This window comes from Alcanivorax sp. NBRC 101098 (genome assembly GCF_001010505.1).
Lineage (GTDB): Bacteria > Pseudomonadota > Gammaproteobacteria > Pseudomonadales > Alcanivoracaceae > Alcanivorax > Alcanivorax borkumensis.
The window spans coordinates 2,140,746-2,159,068 of the sequence record NZ_AP014613.1 but is presented as its reverse complement, the minus strand read 5'-3'; the positions used below and the strand labels follow the sequence as shown (position 1 = coordinate 2,159,068).

The 18,323-nt window shown below is 55.6% G+C and carries 23 protein-coding genes, 1 tRNA gene and 1 riboswitch; of the genes, 8 read left to right on the top strand and 16 right to left on the bottom strand.

The window, feature by feature from the left end; translation table 11 throughout:
- Window positions 1-13 precede the first annotated feature (13 nt).
- The 9 genes from AS19_RS09755 to AS19_RS09715 form a co-directional block, all read right to left on the bottom strand.
- Window positions 14-655 carry an urea amidolyase associated protein UAAP2 gene (locus tag AS19_RS09755; RefSeq protein ID WP_011589170.1) on the bottom strand — a complete coding sequence of 214 codons (642 nt, stop codon included), beginning with the start codon at window positions 653-655 and terminating at the stop codon, window positions 14-16.
- A 41-nt stretch (window positions 656-696) separates the two neighbouring features.
- Window positions 697-1,413, bottom strand: coding sequence for an urea amidolyase associated protein UAAP1 (locus tag AS19_RS09750; RefSeq protein WP_011589169.1), 717 nt, complete (start codon window positions 1,411-1,413; stop codon window positions 697-699).
- An 18-nt stretch (window positions 1,414-1,431) separates the two neighbouring features.
- On the bottom strand, window positions 1,432-2,223 hold the full coding sequence (locus AS19_RS09745; protein ID WP_011589168.1) for an ATP-binding cassette domain-containing protein: 792 nt from the start codon (window positions 2,221-2,223) through the stop codon (window positions 1,432-1,434).
- A gap of 12 nt (window positions 2,224-2,235) precedes the next feature.
- On the bottom strand, window positions 2,236-3,054 hold the full coding sequence (locus tag AS19_RS09740; RefSeq protein ID WP_035461344.1) for an ABC transporter permease: 819 nt from the start codon (window positions 3,052-3,054) through the stop codon (window positions 2,236-2,238).
- Window positions 3,055-3,145: 91 nt separating this feature from the next.
- Window positions 3,146-4,210, bottom strand: coding sequence for a putative urea ABC transporter substrate-binding protein (locus tag AS19_RS09735; protein WP_046962014.1), 1,065 nt, complete (start codon window positions 4,208-4,210; stop codon window positions 3,146-3,148).
- 56 nt (window positions 4,211-4,266) lie between these two features.
- A riboswitch (guanidine-I (ykkC/yxkD leader) is annotated at window positions 4,267-4,406 on the bottom strand.
- Between the two features lie 236 nt (window positions 4,407-4,642).
- Window positions 4,643-5,419 carry a dienelactone hydrolase family protein gene (locus AS19_RS09730; protein ID WP_052753762.1) on the bottom strand — a complete coding sequence of 259 codons (777 nt, stop codon included), beginning with the start codon at window positions 5,417-5,419 and terminating at the stop codon, window positions 4,643-4,645.
- A gap of 29 nt (window positions 5,420-5,448) precedes the next feature.
- The gene (locus AS19_RS09725) at window positions 5,449-5,766 is read right to left on the bottom strand and encodes a hypothetical protein (protein WP_035461417.1); all 318 of its coding nucleotides are present in this window, start codon (window positions 5,764-5,766) and stop codon (window positions 5,449-5,451) included.
- A gap of 261 nt (window positions 5,767-6,027) precedes the next feature.
- Window positions 6,028-6,390, bottom strand: a complete 363-nt coding sequence (locus AS19_RS09720; protein ID WP_035461340.1) for a HopJ type III effector protein — start codon at window positions 6,388-6,390, stop codon at window positions 6,028-6,030.
- A gap of 84 nt (window positions 6,391-6,474) precedes the next feature.
- A complete protein-coding gene (locus AS19_RS09715) occupies window positions 6,475-6,870 on the bottom strand; it encodes a hypothetical protein (RefSeq protein WP_011589163.1) in 396 nt (131 codons plus the stop codon).
- A 98-nt stretch (window positions 6,871-6,968) separates the two neighbouring features.
- Between AS19_RS09715 and AS19_RS09710 the strand changes: the two genes are divergently transcribed.
- The 6 genes from AS19_RS09710 to AS19_RS09685 all read left to right on the top strand — a co-directional run bounded on the left by AS19_RS09710 (window position 6,969) and on the right by AS19_RS09685 (window position 11,237).
- Window positions 6,969-7,292 carry a GIY-YIG nuclease family protein gene (locus AS19_RS09710; protein WP_035461338.1) on the top strand — a complete coding sequence of 108 codons (324 nt, stop codon included), beginning with the start codon at window positions 6,969-6,971 and terminating at the stop codon, window positions 7,290-7,292.
- Window positions 7,293-7,319: 27 nt separating this feature from the next.
- Window positions 7,320-7,949: a LemA family protein gene (locus AS19_RS09705; RefSeq protein ID WP_046962013.1), complete on the top strand. Its 630-nt coding sequence runs from the start codon at window positions 7,320-7,322 to the stop codon at window positions 7,947-7,949.
- On the top strand, window positions 7,949-8,662 hold the full coding sequence (locus tag AS19_RS09700; protein ID WP_011589160.1) for a YgcG family protein: 714 nt from the start codon (window positions 7,949-7,951) through the stop codon (window positions 8,660-8,662). Before AS19_RS09705 ends, AS19_RS09700 begins: the two co-directional genes overlap by 1 nt.
- Complete coding sequence (locus AS19_RS09695) at window positions 8,662-9,273, top strand: TPM domain-containing protein (protein WP_046962012.1); 612 nt, start codon at window positions 8,662-8,664, stop codon at window positions 9,271-9,273. Before AS19_RS09700 ends, AS19_RS09695 begins: the two co-directional genes overlap by 1 nt.
- 316 nt (window positions 9,274-9,589) lie before the next feature.
- Window positions 9,590-10,312, top strand: a complete 723-nt coding sequence (locus tag AS19_RS09690) for a tyrosine-type recombinase/integrase (protein ID WP_052753761.1) — start codon at window positions 9,590-9,592, stop codon at window positions 10,310-10,312.
- Window positions 10,305-11,237, top strand: a complete 933-nt coding sequence (locus AS19_RS09685) for a hypothetical protein (protein ID WP_046962011.1) — start codon at window positions 10,305-10,307, stop codon at window positions 11,235-11,237. Before AS19_RS09690 ends, AS19_RS09685 begins: the two co-directional genes overlap by 8 nt.
- A gap of 70 nt (window positions 11,238-11,307) precedes the next feature.
- Here the strand turns inward: AS19_RS09685 and AS19_RS09680 are convergent.
- Window positions 11,308-11,384: transfer RNA gene (locus AS19_RS09680), tRNA-Met, on the bottom strand.
- A 236-nt stretch (window positions 11,385-11,620) separates the two neighbouring features.
- On the opposite strand from AS19_RS09680, the gene iscR reads away from it, so the two are divergent.
- Window positions 11,621-12,085: a Fe-S cluster assembly transcriptional regulator IscR gene (gene iscR, locus AS19_RS09675; protein WP_011589152.1), complete on the top strand. Its 465-nt coding sequence runs from the start codon at window positions 11,621-11,623 to the stop codon at window positions 12,083-12,085.
- A gap of 56 nt (window positions 12,086-12,141) precedes the next feature.
- Window positions 12,142-13,293 carry an IscS subfamily cysteine desulfurase gene (locus AS19_RS09670; RefSeq protein ID WP_035461332.1) on the top strand — a complete coding sequence of 384 codons (1,152 nt, stop codon included), beginning with the start codon at window positions 12,142-12,144 and terminating at the stop codon, window positions 13,291-13,293.
- 95 nt (window positions 13,294-13,388) lie between these two features.
- Here the strand turns inward: AS19_RS09670 and AS19_RS09665 are convergent, their stop codons facing one another.
- The 6 genes from AS19_RS09665 to sufC form a co-directional block, all read right to left on the bottom strand.
- Window positions 13,389-13,841 (bottom strand): SufE family protein, encoded by a 453-nt coding sequence (locus AS19_RS09665; protein ID WP_035461330.1) that lies wholly within the window; start codon window positions 13,839-13,841, stop codon window positions 13,389-13,391.
- A gap of 102 nt (window positions 13,842-13,943) precedes the next feature.
- Window positions 13,944-14,486, bottom strand: coding sequence for a putative Fe-S cluster assembly protein SufT (sufT, locus tag AS19_RS09660; protein ID WP_011589149.1), 543 nt, complete (start codon window positions 14,484-14,486; stop codon window positions 13,944-13,946).
- A gap of 19 nt (window positions 14,487-14,505) precedes the next feature.
- Window positions 14,506-14,865 (bottom strand): iron-sulfur cluster assembly accessory protein, encoded by a 360-nt coding sequence (locus tag AS19_RS09655; RefSeq protein ID WP_035461329.1) that lies wholly within the window; start codon window positions 14,863-14,865, stop codon window positions 14,506-14,508.
- 235 nt (window positions 14,866-15,100) lie between these two features.
- A complete protein-coding gene (locus AS19_RS09650; RefSeq protein ID WP_011589147.1) occupies window positions 15,101-16,309 on the bottom strand; it encodes an aminotransferase class V-fold PLP-dependent enzyme in 1,209 nt (402 codons plus the stop codon).
- Complete coding sequence (gene sufD, locus AS19_RS09645; protein WP_046962010.1) at window positions 16,309-17,538, bottom strand: Fe-S cluster assembly protein SufD; 1,230 nt, start codon at window positions 17,536-17,538, stop codon at window positions 16,309-16,311. Before sufD ends, AS19_RS09650 begins: the two co-directional genes overlap by 1 nt.
- Window positions 17,535-18,290 carry a Fe-S cluster assembly ATPase SufC gene (gene sufC / locus AS19_RS09640; RefSeq protein WP_046962347.1) on the bottom strand — a complete coding sequence of 252 codons (756 nt, stop codon included), beginning with the start codon at window positions 18,288-18,290 and terminating at the stop codon, window positions 17,535-17,537. The genes sufD and sufC overlap by 4 nt, the downstream gene beginning before the upstream one ends.
- Between the last annotated feature and the right edge of the window lie 33 nt (window positions 18,291-18,323).

Sequence of the window (18,323 nt, the reverse complement as noted above, 5' to 3'; positions counted from 1 at the left end):
AATTGGTCGGTGCTCAGTCGTTCCAGATAAGAACGTCAATGGGTGTCGGGTTGTAACCGTTGCAGGGATTGTTCAACTGAGGACAGTTGGAAATGAGGATCAGCGTATCCATGCAGGCGGTCAGTTCAACGTATTTACCCGGGGCAGAAATGCCGTCTTCAAAGGTCAGGCCGCCTTCGGCCGTCACCGGCACATTCATAAAGAAGTTGATGTTGTGGGTGATGTCCTGCTTGGCAAGATGGAATTCCGGGTGCTGGTTAATGGCCAGCATCCAGCTGTCACGACAGGCATGCATGCAGCGCTTTTCCAGACTGTAACGCACGGTATTGCTTTCGGTGGCGCAAGCGCCGCCCAGCGTGTCGTGGCGACCACAGGTATCGGCAACGATTTTTAGCAACGGGTTCATGCGGTTGCTCATCAGTACGGTGCCGGCGGTGAGATACACATTGCCCTGTTCACGGATGGTATCCACGGCGCTGTAACGCTCAGCAGGATCTGCCGCATTGTAGAACAGGGTGTCGGCAGCCTGGTTGCCCTCCAGATCCAGCAGGCGAACAGTCTGGCCTTTCTTGATGATACGGATGAAATAGTCGCCGGCCGCCACTTCTTCACGGAAGAAGGCCTGCTCCGGTTGACGTTGGCTTTCTTTGATCATGGGTCTTTCCTTGGCGCCTCAAACAGCGCTTTTACTGAAAATTACAGGCCCAAGTGATACAGGCGATTGTTTTCAAAGGCGCGGCCGTTTTCAGGGCGGGCATTTTTGCAGTAGTCATCGTCCGCTACAGGGGCAGCTTTCAGCATCTCAATTTGTACTGGCTTGATGGGGTAGTCTTCGGCCGGATTCAGTGGATGCGGGCAGGTGTGCATTATCACCAGGGTGTCCATTTCGAAACGCAGGGTGACGTGTGCACCGGCTCTTGCCGCAGATGGATCGAATACCAGCTTGCCGTCGTTATCGGCGGCGACTTTGGAAAACAGATTCAGATTGGCTGCCATATCCCGTTCGGTAAGGCCGTATTTGGCCAGTTCGGTGAGGAAGCAGTGCTCCCCGCTCAAGGTCCACTGGTTGTGGCAGTCCTGGTAGGAACGCACGGCATATTTTTCTTGCAGGGCTTTTTCGCTAAGGGTGCCGCACACGGTGTCGTGCCAGCCAAATTCATCCTCCACGATGGAGGCGAAGACACGGCCCATGTCGGAGTACAGGCAATTTCCTTTGGTGAGCTTGAAGGTGTGCTGCCCCTTGAGGCTATCTGGCGCGTTATAGCGCTCCAGCGGCATCTCCGGGTTGTACATCAGCATTGAGAGATTGGCGCCGCCTTGCGGGTCGGTGAGACGCAGTTGCATACCGCGGCGTACGCGCAGGGACCAGTGGGCACTGCCGGGCAGGGTGGTGGTGTAAAGGCTTTCGCTCATGATGAAGTCCTTGTCGTCTTACAAAGTGTCGTTGAGAACGCGGCTGGTACGCCCCACGTTCTGGTTGATGTCGCTGAGGGTGCCGCTCTGGCAGTCGCCCACCGGCAAGTCGTAGGTCACCCGGGCGCCGTAGGCGTCGGGGGCCTGCGGGTCCAGCCGAGGCTTGTCGAATACCCACAATCGTGTACCCAGATAGAAGCCTTCAGTAATGTCGTGGGTGATCATGAACACGGTCAGCTTTTGCTCTTTCCAGAGTGTCAGCACCAGCGTATGCATGTCGGCACGAATGCCCGGGTCCAGGGCGCCAAAAGGTTCGTCCAGCAGCAGGATCCGTGGCTTTTTGATCAGAGCCTGGGCCAGTGCAAGGCGCTGCTGCATACCGCCGGAAAGCTCGTGGGGGTACTTGTCGACCGCCTGGCCAAGGCCCACGGATTCGAGCATTTTCAAGGCATCCTTACGAAGTTGGCGCCGTGTCTTGCCGAAGCTGATGCCCAGCCAGCGGTTGCTCTGCAATTCGCCGCCCAGCATCACGTTTTCCAAAGAGGTCAGGTGATTGAGTACCGAGTAACGCTGGAACACGATGCCACGGCTTTCGTCCGGCTCCGCCGGCAGCCGCTGACCATCCAGCAGCAGCTCGCCTCGGGTGGCTTGTTCGGTGCCGAGCAGAAGTTTCAGGAAGGTGGTCTTGCCGCAGCCAGAGGCGCCGACAATGGTGACGAATTCGCCTTCTTCCACAGTGGCGTTCAGCCGTTCCAGCACGACTTGTTCACCGTATTCTTTCCACAGATTTTTCATTTCGATAATCGCCATGGTGCACGCTCCTTAATGGCCTTTCTGGTGGAACCAAGGGTGGCGCCATTGCGAATAGCGGCTGAGAATTAAGTCTATTGCGAAGGCCAACAGAGTGATCCACACCACGTAGGGCAGAATCACATCCATGGACAGGTAGCGACGTACCAGGAAGATCCGGTAGCCCAGCCCTTCGGTGGCAGCGATGGCTTCGGCGGCGATCAGGAAAAGCCAGGCGGGGCCTAGCGACAAACGCACTGCGCTGATTAGCCGTGGCATCAGTTGCGGCCACACCAGCCGGGTGATGATCTGCCAAGTATTGGCGCCTAACGTCTGCAGCTTGATGATTTGTTCTGCAGGAATTTCCATCGCCCGCTGTTGCAGGTCACGAATCATGAAGGGCGTGATACCGATGATAATGAGCATCACCTTGGCCAGTTCGCCCAGCCCGAAAATGATGAACAGCACCGGCAGCATGGCCATGGGGGGAACCAGCGACAACCCTGTGACCAGCGGTGAAAATGTGGAGCGGATCAGGGGGATGCTGCCGTTGCCAATGCCCACGATAATGGCGACCAGGGCGCTGATGGCTACACCGATAGCCAAACGTTGCAGGCTGGCCAGGGTATCGGCGAGAAGCAGGTACTCACCGCTGCGTTTGCTGGGCTCGAATGCCATGCGATTAATGGCCTGAACAAAACTGTCCAGTGCAGGCAGGAGTTTGTCGTTTGGATTGTCGGCAAGACGTGCATCTGATGCCAACATGTAAACGACAATCAGCAGTGCAAAGGGAAGTAGCCCCAATGCCCAGCTTGCTGCCCTGCTGGGCTGTCTGTTGATCAGTTTCTTCATGGGGGTTCCCACTGGTAAGTGTCGGAGCTAGTGCAATGGTCGACGCCGAAAAAAGCTAACTCTGTCCGGCCTCGACCTGAGCCTTCAGGTGTTACAGCTTCCCGTCGGCGGCCATGGCCATGTAATCGGCGATAAAGCGCAGCTGCACATTGCTTTCGCTACCGAATACGCCAACCGGGGTTTCGATACCGACGAAGCCGGCGTCCGGAGCGCCTTCCCCGAGCAGGCCGTGATCGAATGAAAACTCCGCCACTTTCTGCATGGTGTCTTTCAGCTCGGGGCTGTTGACGAACGTCACCGCTTCGCTGGCCTTGTAGAACATGCGGGTTGACGCCAGCTGAGCGTCGTATCCGGCTAGATCGGTGCCGGACGCTTTGGCCATGAAGGTGCGGGCAGTCTTGCCGGCATCGTCATCGGCGGACATGGTGGCCATGATTTCATACCACGCACCGGTGAGTGCCTTACCGAAGTTCGGGTTGGCTTTGAGGGTCTCGGTGTTCACCACCATCAGGTCGATGATTTCGCCCGGGATCTTTGAAGAGTCGAAGACCTTGTGGCTGTCCGGCATGGCGGTGATTTCGCTGAGTAGGGGATTCCAGGTGGCCACAGCAGTGACCCCCTTGGTAGTGAAGGCGGCCACCATGTCGGCGTCGGAGGTGTTCACCACGGTCAGGTCCTTTTCGCTTAAGTTGACAGTGTCGAGTGCGCGGGCCAACAAGTAGTGAGAAACGGACAGTTCTACCAGATTTACATCCTGGCCCTTGATGTTGGCTAGCGTGTCAGTGCCCTTGAGCACCACGCCATCGTTACCGTTGGAAAAATCCCCCACAATCAGGGCAGTAGAGTCCACACCCCCGGCGGCGGGAATGGTCAGGGCATCCATGTTGGTCATGGCGCAGCCGTCGTAGGCACCGGCAGTGTACTGGTTGATGGATTCCACATAGTCGTTGATCTGAACCACATCGATGGTGATGTCGTATTTGGCTGCCCACTTGTCGACGATCTTTTGCTGGGCGCCATAGTCCCATGGCATCCAGCCCACGTAGATAGACCAGCAGACGCTAAAAGAATCTTTGGCCAGTGCAGTAACAGGTGTGAGCGTGGTAAACAGAACGAGTGCTGCAGCTGCAGCTATTTTGCATAGGGAACGGGTCATGTCGGACCTCCTTGGCTACGGACGAAGAGGAATCCAATGACACTGCTGTCATCGTGTCCTCCCGGGCTTTTGTCCCGCCGTGTAACCCCCTGCCGGTAGATGCTGCTGCCAATCTATCGGCGCCAAGAAGGTCGAAGGCTCTCGGACCAGGCATCGGCTGCTGGCGTAGCCGATCGGAACCCTAGCTTTCTATTGGTGCAGATTGTGTTGAGTGCTTGATGGCAACAAAGCCATTCGATTCCTCTACCCGTAATAAAGCAAAGGAAGTGCCAACCTGAATCAGGAAAGACGAAAAGGCCGTGTCTGCCGCACAAGGCACGGCTTGGCATTGGAAATTAGGGGGAGGGGAGCAGAATTGGGGATACCATGCCGGCGCGATGAAGTGTGCCGGCATGGTGCATGGCGCGTGTCTTTGCGCTCGGGTGGTGCGGGTTACTCCGGCTGTTCCAGGAAGTCGATCAGTGCCTCCCAGCTCACCTGATCCGCATGAGCGCTGTAGGCCAGGGGCATTTCGAATCGCTCACCGGCAGCATCGGCCCCGGGGTTAGTGAAGCCGTGCTTGGCCTCCGGGAAACTCAGTAATTGGAAATCGGCTCCAGCAGCGGTCATCTCGCTGACAAAACCACTGACCTGTTCTGCAGGTACCATGGGGTCGGCCTGCCCTGTAGCGACAAGAACTCGTGCTTTCAGCTCGCCGGCTTTGGCCGGCTTCTCGGTGCCTAGGCTGCCATGAAAGCTGGCTACGCCGGCCAAATCAGTACCCCGGCGCGCCTGCTCCAGCACTACGGCGCCACCAAAGCAATAGCCGATGGCAAACAGGCGCTCTGGCTCAACTTGCTGCTGTTTGAGCATCAGGGTGCGAGCAGCCTGAAAGCGGGCATTCATGGTTTCCGGGTTTGATAATGCGGTTTCCATAAAACTTTTCGCATCTTTCGGATGGCTGGCAACTTTGCCGGTGCCGTACATATCTACCGCAAAAGCGGTGTAACCCGCTTCCGCCAACATGTGCGCGCGGTTACGGGCATAGTCATCCAAGCCCCACCATTCGTGCACTACAATGACTCCGGGGCCCGGGTCTTTCTGGCGATCATTGAGGTACATGACGCCCTTGCCTAGGCCGTCAGGCAGGGTAACTTCGGTTTCAATGATGTCGGTGTAGCCGGTTTGGCCGGCAAAGATAAGGGATGCGAGTAAGATGAGCCGTTTCATAGACCTGTCCTTGCTAAGTTTCAGCGAAATTATTTATTTTGCCAGACCCAACGAAGTGGTTCGCCGAAGTCGTCGTAAATGAGTTTACGTCGTGGCTGGGCATTGAGCTGTTGGCGATGAGGTTTATGTTTGCGAGAGTCTATGTTGGCAGCCACTTGACTCAGATCTGTGCGCTGATTCTGGCGGGGGCCATTAAACAGCACGGTTTGGTGCCCTTTGCCGGATACAGCATCAGCGCCACTCACACCGTTCGGTACCTCATTAATGGCCCCGCCTTCAGAAAGAAAGCGTTCCATATCGCGTTCCAAGCGATGCCGCTGTTGTTCTTTACTGTTACGAACTTTCACGGGGCTCAACGGGGCTGATGGGTGGATCAATCACAATAACAGGCTCATATAGAGGCTGCCACCATGATAATTGCGGTTACGGTTAGGTTTTGTGTCGAATCAGCCCTGGCGCAGGGAGGTGAGAATCTGTGGTGGCGCCTGCTAGCGGAACCTTATGTCCGTTGGTAAGTGATCGTTAAAGGTGCATATCGCTAATTCGGGGAATAAAGAGTAAAGGGCGAGGGTGGATTGCTCATCACCCTGCCCAAGGGCGGTGGATCGTTACTTTGCGGCCAAAGGCGGAGTATCAAAAGCCACATTGGTCAGCCCATGACGCATGAGAGTGCGGATATTGGCGTGGTCGTTGCCGTCTGGATTACCCAGAACATGGTCGCGGTAAAAGTGACCGAAGCAGGCCAGCGTCTGAGCGTCAGAAAGAAAGTTGATTTTGGCAAAGGCCAGTATCTTGCAGGACCCTTCATTCGTACCAGCGTCATTGTACACGCAATCATCACCGTGGCCGTTGCTGAAGGCTGCAGGCGTGTAATGGTAATGTTCTGTAATCACGGCTTGTACTGCGTCGAAGGTAACGGTGTCCGGGTCGGCTTTTAGGGTGTCTAACAGGGTGTTTAGCGAAGAGGCCATCGTTCTTTCCTATGCCAGGTTGAAACAGGGCCTGAAGGCAGCCCATGCAGAGCTGACAATCAGGCTGTTAGAGAGTTGGGGGTATTACTGGGCGGCGGAATCTTTGGGCAGAACCATACCGGTGCTTTGCAGCGGGTTACAGTTCTTAATGACCACCTTACCTTCTAGCATATTGCCGCGGGAATATTCGCGGAAAATGCATTGGTTGGTTTCCGGGTCGTAGTTTTCAATCCACAGGTTGTCATCTTTCCACGTGGCATTTAGATGGTACTGCTCTTCTGGCACGGAAATATGCATGGTGCCGCCAAAGCGCTTCACAAACACCTGCTGTAACCAGAAATAATAGGCGATGGTAGCGGTGAGCCAGATAATCACAGCGATAATCACGGCAGGCTTCCATTTGCCTAACCGTACGCCAACACCAAATAGTGCACCAATGACTAGTGCTGCTACCAGGAACCAATAGAGATAGGTAACCATACTTGCATCCTTGTCGTTTGAGGTTTGTTGTAATGGCGCTTAAGTGCGCGAAGTGTCTCTGGCATCATAGCAGTCAACGCAGGGGTGGGTGTAAAACCATGCAACAGTGGTGGCTATATATGCTGGAGTGTGCGGATCGGTCGCTGTATACCGGTATCAGCACGGAGCCGGCGCGTCGGGTTCATGAACATAACACTAGCCTGAAAGGCGCACGTTATACGCGGGCTCGCCGTCCAGTACGCCCGGTATTATTGCTGCCGGCGGGCGATAGAGCTTCTGCCAGCCAGTTGGAGGCTCGCATTAAGCGTTTAAGCCGCCGCGACAAGCAGCTCCTGCTGGTGGCGCTGGAAATGGAAAAACGGCAGCGACCGCTGTCTGTCTGGATTGAGTCACTAACTGAGTCAGTCAGGCATTTGGAATAATCAAACATCATGATGGAGAAACGATCGATGACAAATACGCTGAGCGCCAGGTCAATGCCGCGCCTGAATACTTTTTGGCGCAGTGCTTTGCTGGTCTTGCTAGTAGGCTGGTTAAGTGGTTGTGGTATTAACAATATCCCGACCTATGACGAGCAGGTGAAAGCCGCTTGGTCACAGGTAGAAAACCAATATCAGCGCCGCGCCGACTTGATACCCAACTTGGTGAATACGGTTAAAGGCTATGCTAGCCACGAGAAAGAAGTGTTGGTGGATGTTACCCAAGCCCGAGCTAAGGTGGGCTCCATTCAGGTGGATGGCAACATGCTTAACAATCCAGAAAAGCTAAAGCAGTTCGAACAGGCTCAGCGCCAGCTTGGTTCTGCTTTGCAGCGTTTGATGGTGGTGGCCGAGCGCTATCCAGATCTGAAGGCTAATCAGAATTTTTTGGCCCTGCAATCGCAACTGGAGGGCACGGAAAACCGCATCAGCGTGGCACGCCGGGATTACATTGCGGCCGTGCAACGGTATAACACCGAGATTCGTACCTTTCCCGGTCGTCTCTGGCACAGCTTTTTGTACAGTGACATGGAAACCCGCGAAACCTATGAAGCCACGGCTGAAAATGCGGACCAGGCCCCCAGCGTGAACTTTAACTGATGCGCTATTTCGCACTGATCGCTCTATTGCTTAGCACCTCGTTGTGGGCGGCGCCGGAATTTCCGGCGCTGTCTGGACGGGTGGTGGACGAAGCGGGGTTGCTGACCCCCGCTCAAACTCAGAGCCTTACCCAGGCGCTGGCGGCGGCGGAGCAAAATACGTCTAACCAGCTGGTGGTAGTTACCCTGTCCGATTTGCAGGGCTATGACATCGCCGATTATGGCTATCAATTGGGCCGTGAGTGGGGCATTGGCAGCAAAGAAAATAATAATGGCGTGCTGCTGATCGTGGCGCCCAATGATCGCAAGGTACGCATTGAGGTGGGCTATGGTTTGGAAGGCGTGCTCACTGATGCCCTGTCCAGTGTGATCATCCAGCAGGAAATTTTGCCCGCGTTCCGCCAAGGTCAGTTTTATGGCGGCATTCAGGCTGGGGTGACGAGCATCCAAGCCGCCATTCAGGGTGAATATCAAGGCGAGCGCCAACCCCGCGACAAACCCAGCGGCCTCAAGGCTTTGCTGATGCTGATCGGCATGGTAGTGGTCACCTTCCTATTGTCCTTTGGGGGTGGCGGAGGCCGGGGTGGCCGCCGTGGCGGCATGTTCCTGCCGGTGCCCATGGGCGGCTTTGGCGGCGGTGGTGGATTCGGTGGCGGCGGCTTCGGCGGCGGCGGTGGTGGTTTTGGAGGCGGTGGCGCCTCGGGAGGTTGGTAATGTTGCTGGATCACGATGCTCAGAGCGCTTTGGCCCGCGTCATCAGCGAACAGGAAGCGCGTACCGATGCGGAAATGGTGACCGTGCTGGCGCGTCAGGCGGACGACTACCGTTATGTGACAGTCATGTGGGCTGCGCTGTTATCGCTGTTAGTGCCAGCGTTACTGCTTTTCCTGCCGGTGTGGCTTACCCCGCTTGAAGCCTTGCTGCTGCAGTGGGGGGTGTTGTTGGCGCTCGCGGTGCTGTTTCGGCTGAAACCGATCCAGTTTCGCCTGGTGCCACGGCGGTTACAGCAAACCCGCGCGGCTGGGCTGGCGCGCCAGTCGTTTCTGCAACAGGGGCTTCATCGCACCAAAGGCGCAACCGGCGTGCTGATTTTTGTTAGCGAAGCCGAGCACTATGTGGAAATTTTGGCCGATCAGGGTATCGCCCAGCATGTGCCAGACAGTGAATGGCAAAGCATGGTGGATGCCTTTATTGCAAAGCTGAAAAACGGTGAGGTGGCAGAGGGCTTCCAAGAATGCGTGGCTGCCTGCGGCGACAAGCTAGCAACCTACGTGCCTGCCACCGAGCAGAAAAACGAACTGCCTAATCATCTTGTGATTCTTTGAATTGCTCAGTGAGGAAATGACGGAGGGAGGGCTTCAAGAAAGGGCCGTGTGGCCCTTTGTATGAGTTCATCGCGAGTCCACATGGAAGCGTCGATTGTGCCTGCCTTTAACGTAATCCATGGCAATAGAGCTGGCAGAACAATATTAGCGTTAATGCAGTCTTTCTTGCGGTGGTAGAAACGCCCCTGTATGAAACATCCATTGACCACTGAATCGCCACCAGTTTGCTAGACACCTTTCAGCCATACAAAATGGCAATCAGAGAGGTATCCATGAGCAGCAAACGCTATCCCGCACCCTCGCCATTGTCGATCGCTTGGGCAATCCCGATATTGACGACTTCACCGCCAGTGATTGGGCTGAATACCGCGCAGAACGCCTGAATAAAGTGACACCTTCCACAGTTAACCATGAACAGCGTTATCTGTCTGCCGTTCTGGCTGAAATGGTGCGTATGGGGCATATCCCTACAAATCCAATCGCCAATGTCCGACAGATTAAGGTTTCAGAAACTGAGCTAACCTTTCTGTCCCTCGATCAGTGCCGGCAACTGCTGGACGAATGCAAAGCAAGCAGTAACCCTCATTGCTATGCAGTAGCCTTGATCTGTCTGGCGACAGGAGCCAGATGGGGAGAAGCGGAAAGCCTTACTTGGTCGGCCATTCTTCCGGGCAAGATCTTGTTTAAAGGAGAGAGCACGAAAACCGGGAAGAGTAGGGCGGTGCCGATATCCGATGATGTACTTAGCCAGATAACGGCCCTTGCCGATCCTGCGCCTGGACGACTCTTCAAGACCTGCCGTGATGCCTTCCGATCAGCCTATAAGCGAACCGGCTTTAACACCCCGCAACAGCAAACCCACATCCTCCGCCACACCTTCGCCAGCCACTACATGATGAATGGCGGTGATATCCTCTCCCTGCAACGCATCCTCGGCCATGGCAATATCACCATGACAATGCGTTATGCTCATCTAAGTCCGGATCACTTGTCTTCAGTTTTGTTGAAGAATCCAGTTCCGGCCATTATTAATGCCTGAAGATAAGGGAGGGAGCTCCTTGGCTGCGTTGGTTTTTTTTGAATTTGTACTGTTCTTTAATTTAATGGGGATGTGGCTTTGTTACGTTTTTGATAAAAAGATAAAGGAGAAGGTCTATGATGGCCGGTTCGCTTTTGTTGTAAGAGATTCGCTTTTTCCGCGTTTTATTTTTATGGGGTCGGTTTTTATTTGGGCTGTTTTTGCTCAGGTGGTTTATTGCGGCGGTGATGGGGTCGAGAATTTTATAAATAAGGTTTTGTTTTTTTGGTTGTTAGTCTCGTTTTTATGGTTTTACCTGGACAACATTGGATTTTTAGAGAAGGTGGTTTTCTCGCCATACTTTAAGTTGTTTGCGGCTGCTTATGGTGCAGCTGTTGCTGTATTTAGTTCTTTTTATGTTGACTCTTACCTTTCTCAGCTTGTTGGTATGCCGGCTTCTTTGCTAGGTGGGGTATATGCTGGGATGGTTGTGATTTTCTCGCTATTTCTTTGGGGGGCGACGGTTTCGGTTTTTTTGCTGTTCGTTAGTTTTTTATATGCGCTTCGCAAAGGTGATGATTATAAGGAAGAAGCGGCTATGATTTTTTGCGGCTTTGTCCCTATTGTGGTGGTTGTCAGTATTGGTCTTTTTTCTGATGAATTTTTAGGGTCTCCTAATATCGAAAGAAAAATAGTTGAGTACGCTTATTACGATAATTTCAAAGTCGCAGTTGCTGAAGAGAAGATTGAACATTACCGAAGGGAGGATGTTAGAGATGTCAAATGGTGTACGAATCTCCCTGTCACTGAGAAAATTTTATTTCTTCCTAATGCTCAGGTCTCTCGGGCCCGAGAGGTTGATGGGGTGTACCGCTTTCAAATTGAGGACTGCGCCAGAGATCCGATAAAGGTAGGAAAAGAACCGTCTGCCTCGAACCAGAAGTAGGCAACCGGTAGTCAATTTGTAGGCAACCACAAAAAAAGGGTTAGAGATTGCTCTCTAACCCTTTGTATTTTGGTAGCAAGGGGCGGACTTGAACCGCCGACCCCAGCATTATGAGTGCTGTGCTCTAACCAGCTGAGCTACCTTGCCATTTGAGGCCGCGAATTTTCCGTGAGGGAGAGGCAGGTGTCAAGCACTGCTGGTGTGGGTGGGCAATGTTTAACCAGAAGTTGCCTGTGGGGCGTGGAATCTGCCATAGTTGCAGCGTAAATGAAAATCACTATCATTAAGTGATTGGTTCGTTGGCCTTACCGGCAAGAATACTTGACCAAATTGCTCAGGATTACTACTCTCACTCTTAGAATACACGCAAGAAAGGTGTGGATATGCGTTTGACGACCAAAGGCCGCTATGCGGTAACTGCTATGTTGGATCTGGCGCTGCATGCTGCGACGGGGCCGGTGTCGTTGGCGGATATTTCTGAGCGTCAGGGCATTTCCATTTCTTATCTGGAACAGTTGTTTGCCAAGCTGCGTCGCAATGGCCTGGTGAGCAGCGTGCGTGGCCCCGGTGGCGGTTATCAGCTTAGCCGTAATAGTGGGCAGATTGATGTGGCCGCGGTGATTGCGGCGGTGGATGAGTCCGTTGATGCCACGCGCTGTGGCGGCCATGGGGATTGTCAGGAAGGGGATATCTGCCTGACTCACCACCTATGGTGCGATTTGTCTGGCCAGATTCAGGATTTTCTCAGCGGGATTACGCTGGGGGAGCTGGTGGCCCGCCAGGAAGTGCGGCAGGTGGCCCAGCGTCAGGATCGACACCAGCAGCGTTTGCCCGTTAGCAGCCTTTGATTGTGTGCCGGCAGTGCCGGCTTCTGTAACCCAATACCAGCCATACGATACCCATCATGAGTAATGCCGTTTATTTGGACTATGCGGCGACCACTCCGGTAGACCCGGCAGTGGTGGACGCTATGGTCCGTCATCTTGGCCCTGAGGGCACCTTTGCCAACCCTGCGTCCCGCAGCCACCTTTATGGTTGGCTGGCGGAGGAAGCCGTGGAGTCCGCCCGTCGCCAGGTGGCTGATTTGTTGAATGCCGATCCCCGTGAAGTGGTGTGGACCAGTGGTGCTACAGAGGCCAATAATTTGGCCTTGAAAGGCGTGCTCGATGCCTGTGGAGGCGGCCATGTGATTACGGGTGCGACGGAGCACAAAGCGGTGCTCGATGCCTGTGGCTGGCTGGAGACGAAGGGCTACGCTGTGACCTACCTGAAACCGCAAAGCAATGGCCAGATAAGCCCTGAGAGTGTTGCCGCGGCGCTCCGAGACGACACCGTGCTGGTGAGCGTAATGCATGCCAATAATGAAACCGGTGTGATTAACGATATTGCTGCCATTGGTGGGGTGTGCCGTGAGCGGGGTGTGCTGTTCCATACCGATGCGGCCCAGTCTGTGGGGAAGTTACCCCTAGACGTAAAAAACTTGCCGGTGGATCTGGTGTCAGTGTGTGCTCACAAGGTCTATGGGCCAAAGGGAATAGGGGCTTTGTATGTGCGCCGTTCCCCGGATGTAAAGGTGGCCGCACAAATTCATGGCGGTGGCCATGAGCGGGGCATGCGTTCTGGCACTTTGGCAACCCACCAGATTGTGGGCATGGGTGAAGCTTTTGCGTTGGCTGGCTCTTTGAAGGATGAGGAAGGGCCGCGTATCTGCGCGTTGCGTGATCGGCTGTGGCGTGGCATCGCGGCGCTGGGTGGTGTGAGCGTCAATGGTGAGGGTGCTGCGCGCTTGCCTGGCCATTTAAATGTGGCGTTCGAGGGTGTGGATGGTGAAATGCTGCTCACGGCCATGAATGGGGTGGCGGTGTCTTCAGGGTCCGCTTGTACCTCCGCGTCGCTAGAGCCTTCTTACGTTCTCAAAGCTATGGGCGTGACCGATGCGCTGGCCCATGGGTCGATCCGTTTTTCGGTGGGGCGTTTTACTTCACCGGAGGATATTGAGCGGGCGATAAGCTCGGTGGTTGATGCCGTAAACCGCTTGCGCACGGTATCCGCTTAACGCCCCTGGTGATGTGGTTTTCTATGCCGGGCCGGGCTCGACCAGCGCCCCTGTTTTCGGGGGCGATGTTGCGGAGAAGGAAAGAAAGCCTGAGTTCAGGCGGCTAGCTGGGTGGCCTGTTGCTTGATTTTGGCGACCATGGCACGCAGGCCGTTGCCGCGGGTAGGGCTCAGGTGGCTGAGCAAGTCGATACGCTCAAAGAAGGCGTCCATGTCGTAGTCGCGGGCGCCCTCAGGGGATTGCCGATTCAGTGCAGAAAGCACAATGGCGGCTAAGCCTTTAACGATGAGTGCATCGGAGTCCACCGCCAAGTACAGAGTGCCGGCGTCGTTGTCGTAATCGGTTTCCAGCCACACTTGGCTTTGGCAGCCGCGCACGAAACGGTCCTCGGTTTTTAAGTCCTCCGGCAGGGCCGGCAGCTGTTTGCCCAGGTCTATGATATAGCGGTAGCGCTCTTCCCAGTCATCCAGAAATTCTAGGTCTTCGGCGATATCTTCCGCGGTAATCTCATTGCCAAGCTTAATGCTGCGAATATCAAAATCAGACACGTTGTTGGGCTCCGTGGCCTGACGCTGGATGCCTGATGCCAAAGGCTAACCGCTGTCGTGGTTTTGCGCGTCTGGCGTTTGGCGTCCGGGGTCCGGCGTAAACTAAAACATCCCCAGCTCGAGCTGGGCTTCTTCACTGATCATTTCGCGGCTCCAGGGCGGGTCGAACACTAGGGCCACTTCCACCTTGTCTACATTGGGAACCTTGCCCAAGCGGTCTTCCACGTCGCCCACCAGCACTGGGCCCATGCCGCAGTTGGGGGCGGTGAGAGTCATGCGGACCTGCACCACATTTTGTCCGTCTCGTTGAATAACGTCGCAGCCGTAGACCAGGCCCAAGGCCATAATGCTTACCGGAATTTCCGGATCGAAAATGGTTTCCAAGACGGTGTTCAGGTCGTCGTCGCGGACGCTGCCATCGTCATTGGCGGGGGCAAAGTTTAGCTCCAGTGGCTCTTGGCCGATGGCATCCGCATCGGTGCCGTCGATGCGCGCCATATTGCCATTAATGGTAACGGTATAGGTGCCGCCCAGCGCCTGGCGCAGGTTGACGAAGCTGTTCTTGGGAATGGTTATACGGGTGCCGTCCGGTACCTTGCGGGCCGGAACGTCGCGTTGAACCACTACCGTGCGTTGGTCTGCCATTATTTATCCGGGCTACGGGTTAGACGTCGTCGACGGTAAAGCTTTCGCCGCAACCGCATTCGCCGGTGGCGTTGGGATTGCGAAACTTGAACAGGCTGTTGACCCCTTCGGTGACGTAGTCGATAACCAGACCATTCAGCATGGGCAGCCATTTTTCCGGCACGTAGAGGTTTACGCCGTCGATTTTGAACAGCTTGTCGCCGTCTTTGGCGCTTTCCACGAAGTCCAGGGTGTACATGAAGCCGGAGCAGCCGGACTCGTCCAGATCCAGACGAATACCGGTGGCACCGGCCCGCTGGATCTCACGCAGGGCTTGTTGGTTGGCAGCCTCGGTCAGGTGCAGTGTGACCTGGCCGGGGTGGAATGTCTGAACTGTCATGTTGTACCTTCCTTGCGAGCTTGCGAGGAGTGAGTTGCACGTTCAAAGTTTAACGTTGAAAAGGCGCAGGCATGGGCAGAAAACCTTTCCATCATGCGTGTGCGCTATGGGTAATTCTGAGCTGTCGCTGCTGTTTTAGTTTAGCGTCAATACGCGACTACGCTTAAACTTTGAGCTTTCAACGTCCGCTGCATGAATATTTCAGTCAGTGGGGTAATCAGTAGCGCCCTAATTTTCAGAGAAATGTTTTCACTTTCTCTAGTCCTTCGAACAAGCGATCTACCTCTTCCAGAGTATTATAAATCGAGAATGAGGCCCTAACAGTGCCGGGTATGCCTAGGGTATCCATCAGGGGCATGGTGCAGTGGTGGCCGGTGCGTACGGCAATGCCTTGTTTGTCCAGCAGCATGCCCACATCGGCTGGGTGGCCGCCATCCAACAGAAAGGACAGCACACTGACTTTATTGGCGGCGGTACCGATGATTTTCAAGCCATCGCAGGCTTGGGCCCGCTCTGTGGCATGGGCCAGCAGGGCGTCTTCGTGGGCCGCCAGTGCCGGGCGGTCCTGTTGTCGCAGCCACGCAATGGCGGCGGCCAGGCCGATGGCGCCGGCAATGTTTGGGGTGCCGGCTTCGAATTTGTAGGGCAGCTGGTTCCAGGTGCTTTTTTCGAAGCTCACCGTTTCAATCATTTCGCCGCCGGTCTGGTAGGGCGGCATGGCCTCGAGCTGTTCGCGGCGACCGTAGAGTACGCCTATGCCAGTGGGGCCAAATAACTTGTGGCCGGAAAAGGCGTAGAAATCCACGTCCAAGTCCTGCACGTCCACTGGGAAGTGCGCCACCGCTTGAGCGCCGTCGACCAGGGTAATGGCGCCGGCGGCTTTTGCCTTGGCGACCATCGCTTTTACCGGATTCAGGGTGCCCAGCGCATTGCTGGCATGGCCGATGGCGAAAATCTTTGTTTTGCTGCTGAGTAACTGCTCAAAGGCGGCCTGATTTAGGCTGCAATCATCGTGCAGCGGGATCACTTTCAGGGTGGCGCCGGTGGCGGCGCAGGCCTGTTGCCAAGGCACGATATTGGCGTGGTGCTCACTGGTGCCAATCAGTACTTCGTCGCCCGGCTGCAGGCGCTCACGGGCAACGCACTGGGCCACCATGTTGATGGACTCGGTGGTGCCCTTGGTCCACAAAATCTCTTCGCGGCTGGCGTTGAGGAAATCCGCCACGGTTTGGCGGGCGCCTTCAAACTGGCCGGTGGCCTCGTCACTCAGATAGTGGGCGCCGCGATGTACGTTGGAGTTCACCGTGCGGTAGTAGTTGTCCAGTGCGTTGAGCACTGCTACCGGTTTTTGGGTGGTGGCGCCGTTATCCAAGTACACCAGCGGTTTGCCGTTGACTTGCTGATCCAGAATCGGAAATTGCGCACGCAGGGCCTGAATATCCATCACGCGGCAGACTCTTGCGCCGGCGAGGCGTGGGTCAGTTCGGCTTCCAGCCAGGGTGTGGCCCACTGTGCCACTTTTTCGTGGGGCAGGGTCATCAGCAGTTCGTTAACAAAACCTAGGCTTAGCATGCGCTTGGCTTCGGCTGCCGGGATGCCGCGCGATTGCAGGTAAAATTGCTGCATGGCATCGAGCTGGCCTACGGTGGTGCCGTGGGCACATTTCACGTCATCGTTGTAGATTTCCAGCTCCGGCTTGGTGTTGATCTCCGCGCCGGGGTTGAGCAGCAGGTTCTTGTTGGATAGCCCGGCATTGGTGCCGCTGGCACCGGGGTGGATATGGATGCGGCCGTTGAACACCGCCTTGCCTCTTTCGCCGGCTAGGCCTTTGAAGTTCTGATCCGATTCCCCGTTGGGAACCGCGTGCTCCACGCACATTTGGTTGTCCACGTGGCTGTTATCACGCACCACGAAGATACCTTTCATGTTTAGCTCGGCGCCGCTCTTGTTCATTAGGGCGCGTACATCGTTGCGGCGCAGGCGGTTGCCGGTCATCAGCTGGTAGCTGTCCACCTTGCTGGCGCCTTGCTGATCAATGATCAGGGTGCCGATATGTATGGTGGATGCCTGTTCGCCTTGCAGCCGGTAGTGGGTCAGCTGCGCGTTGTCGGCGGTGATCAGGGCGGTGACCGCATTGGTCAACGCCTTGCCTTGCGCATGGTAGTGTTCGATCACGGCGGCTTCGGCACCCTGATTGAGTACCACTACCAGACGGGGGTTGCAGTGTGCAGGAGTATCACTGGCCGCCTGAATTTGTACATGAATGGGCTGCTCGATGCGCGTATTGGCCGCCACAGTAAGCACGATGGGCTGGCTGGCAACGACGCTGTTATAGAACGCAAAGGGCGTCTGCAGGCCGTTGATGGCGGGGCCATCGTGGGACAAGGTCACGCCGTCGGGCAGGTTGTGGTCGACTAACTTCCCGTTGTTGATGGTCACCACATGCTCAGACAGGGCGGGCAGCGGCGGGTTGATTTCGCCGTCGGCAATGGCGTTGAGGTGGCCATCGGCCAGCGCCTGCAAGGAGGTGTACTTCCAGCTCTCGGTCTTGCGTTCCGGGAAACTGGCGGCTTGCAGCGCGGCCAAAGCATCGCCTGCGCTGCCGCTACGCTGTGCGTTGGCGAGCGCTTGGGTTTTTAATTCCTGTGCTAGAGAGGAAGCAGAGAGACTCATGCGGATTCCTCTTCTCCGGTAAGCCAGCCGTAACCTTTTTCTTCCAGTTCGAGAGCCAGTTCTTTACCCCCGGATTTGATGATTTGGCCATTGGACAGGACGTGCACGAAGTCCGGCACAATATAGTCCAGCAGGCGTTGATAGTGGGTTACCAGCACGATGCCGCGCTCGGGGCTACGCAGGGAATTGACGCCCTTGGCCACGGTTTGCAGGGCGTCGATGTCGAGGCCGGAGTCGGTTTCATCGAGCAGCGCCAGTTTCGGTTCCATCAGCAGCATTTGCATGATTTCGTTGCGCTTTTTCTCGCCGCCAGAGAAGCCTTCGTTAACCCCGCGCTTGAGAAAGCTGGCATCGAGATTGACTTGCTTGCAGGCTGCGCGGGCCTGGCGCAGTAGCGTAACCGAATCCCACTCTTCCTTACCTTGGGCACCGCGCACAGATTCCACTGCGGCTTTCAGAAATTCCATGTTGGAGACGCCGGGAATTTCCACCGGGTACTGGAAGGCCAGGAACAGGCCAGCCTGGGCGCGTTCTTCCGGTTCTAGGTCTGCCAGGCTTTTGCCTTCGAAAAGGGCTTCACCACCGGTGATTGCGTAATTGTCACGACCCGCCAGCACGTTGGCCAGAGTGGATTTGCCGGAGCCATTGGGGCCCATGATGGCGTGCACTTCACCCGGTTTAACGGTCAGGCTCAGGCCCTTGAGAATCGGCTTGTCCGCCACGGTGGCGTGCAGATCACGAATTTCCAGCATATTTTGATGCGCCTTTCGGTTGGGCTGGGAGGC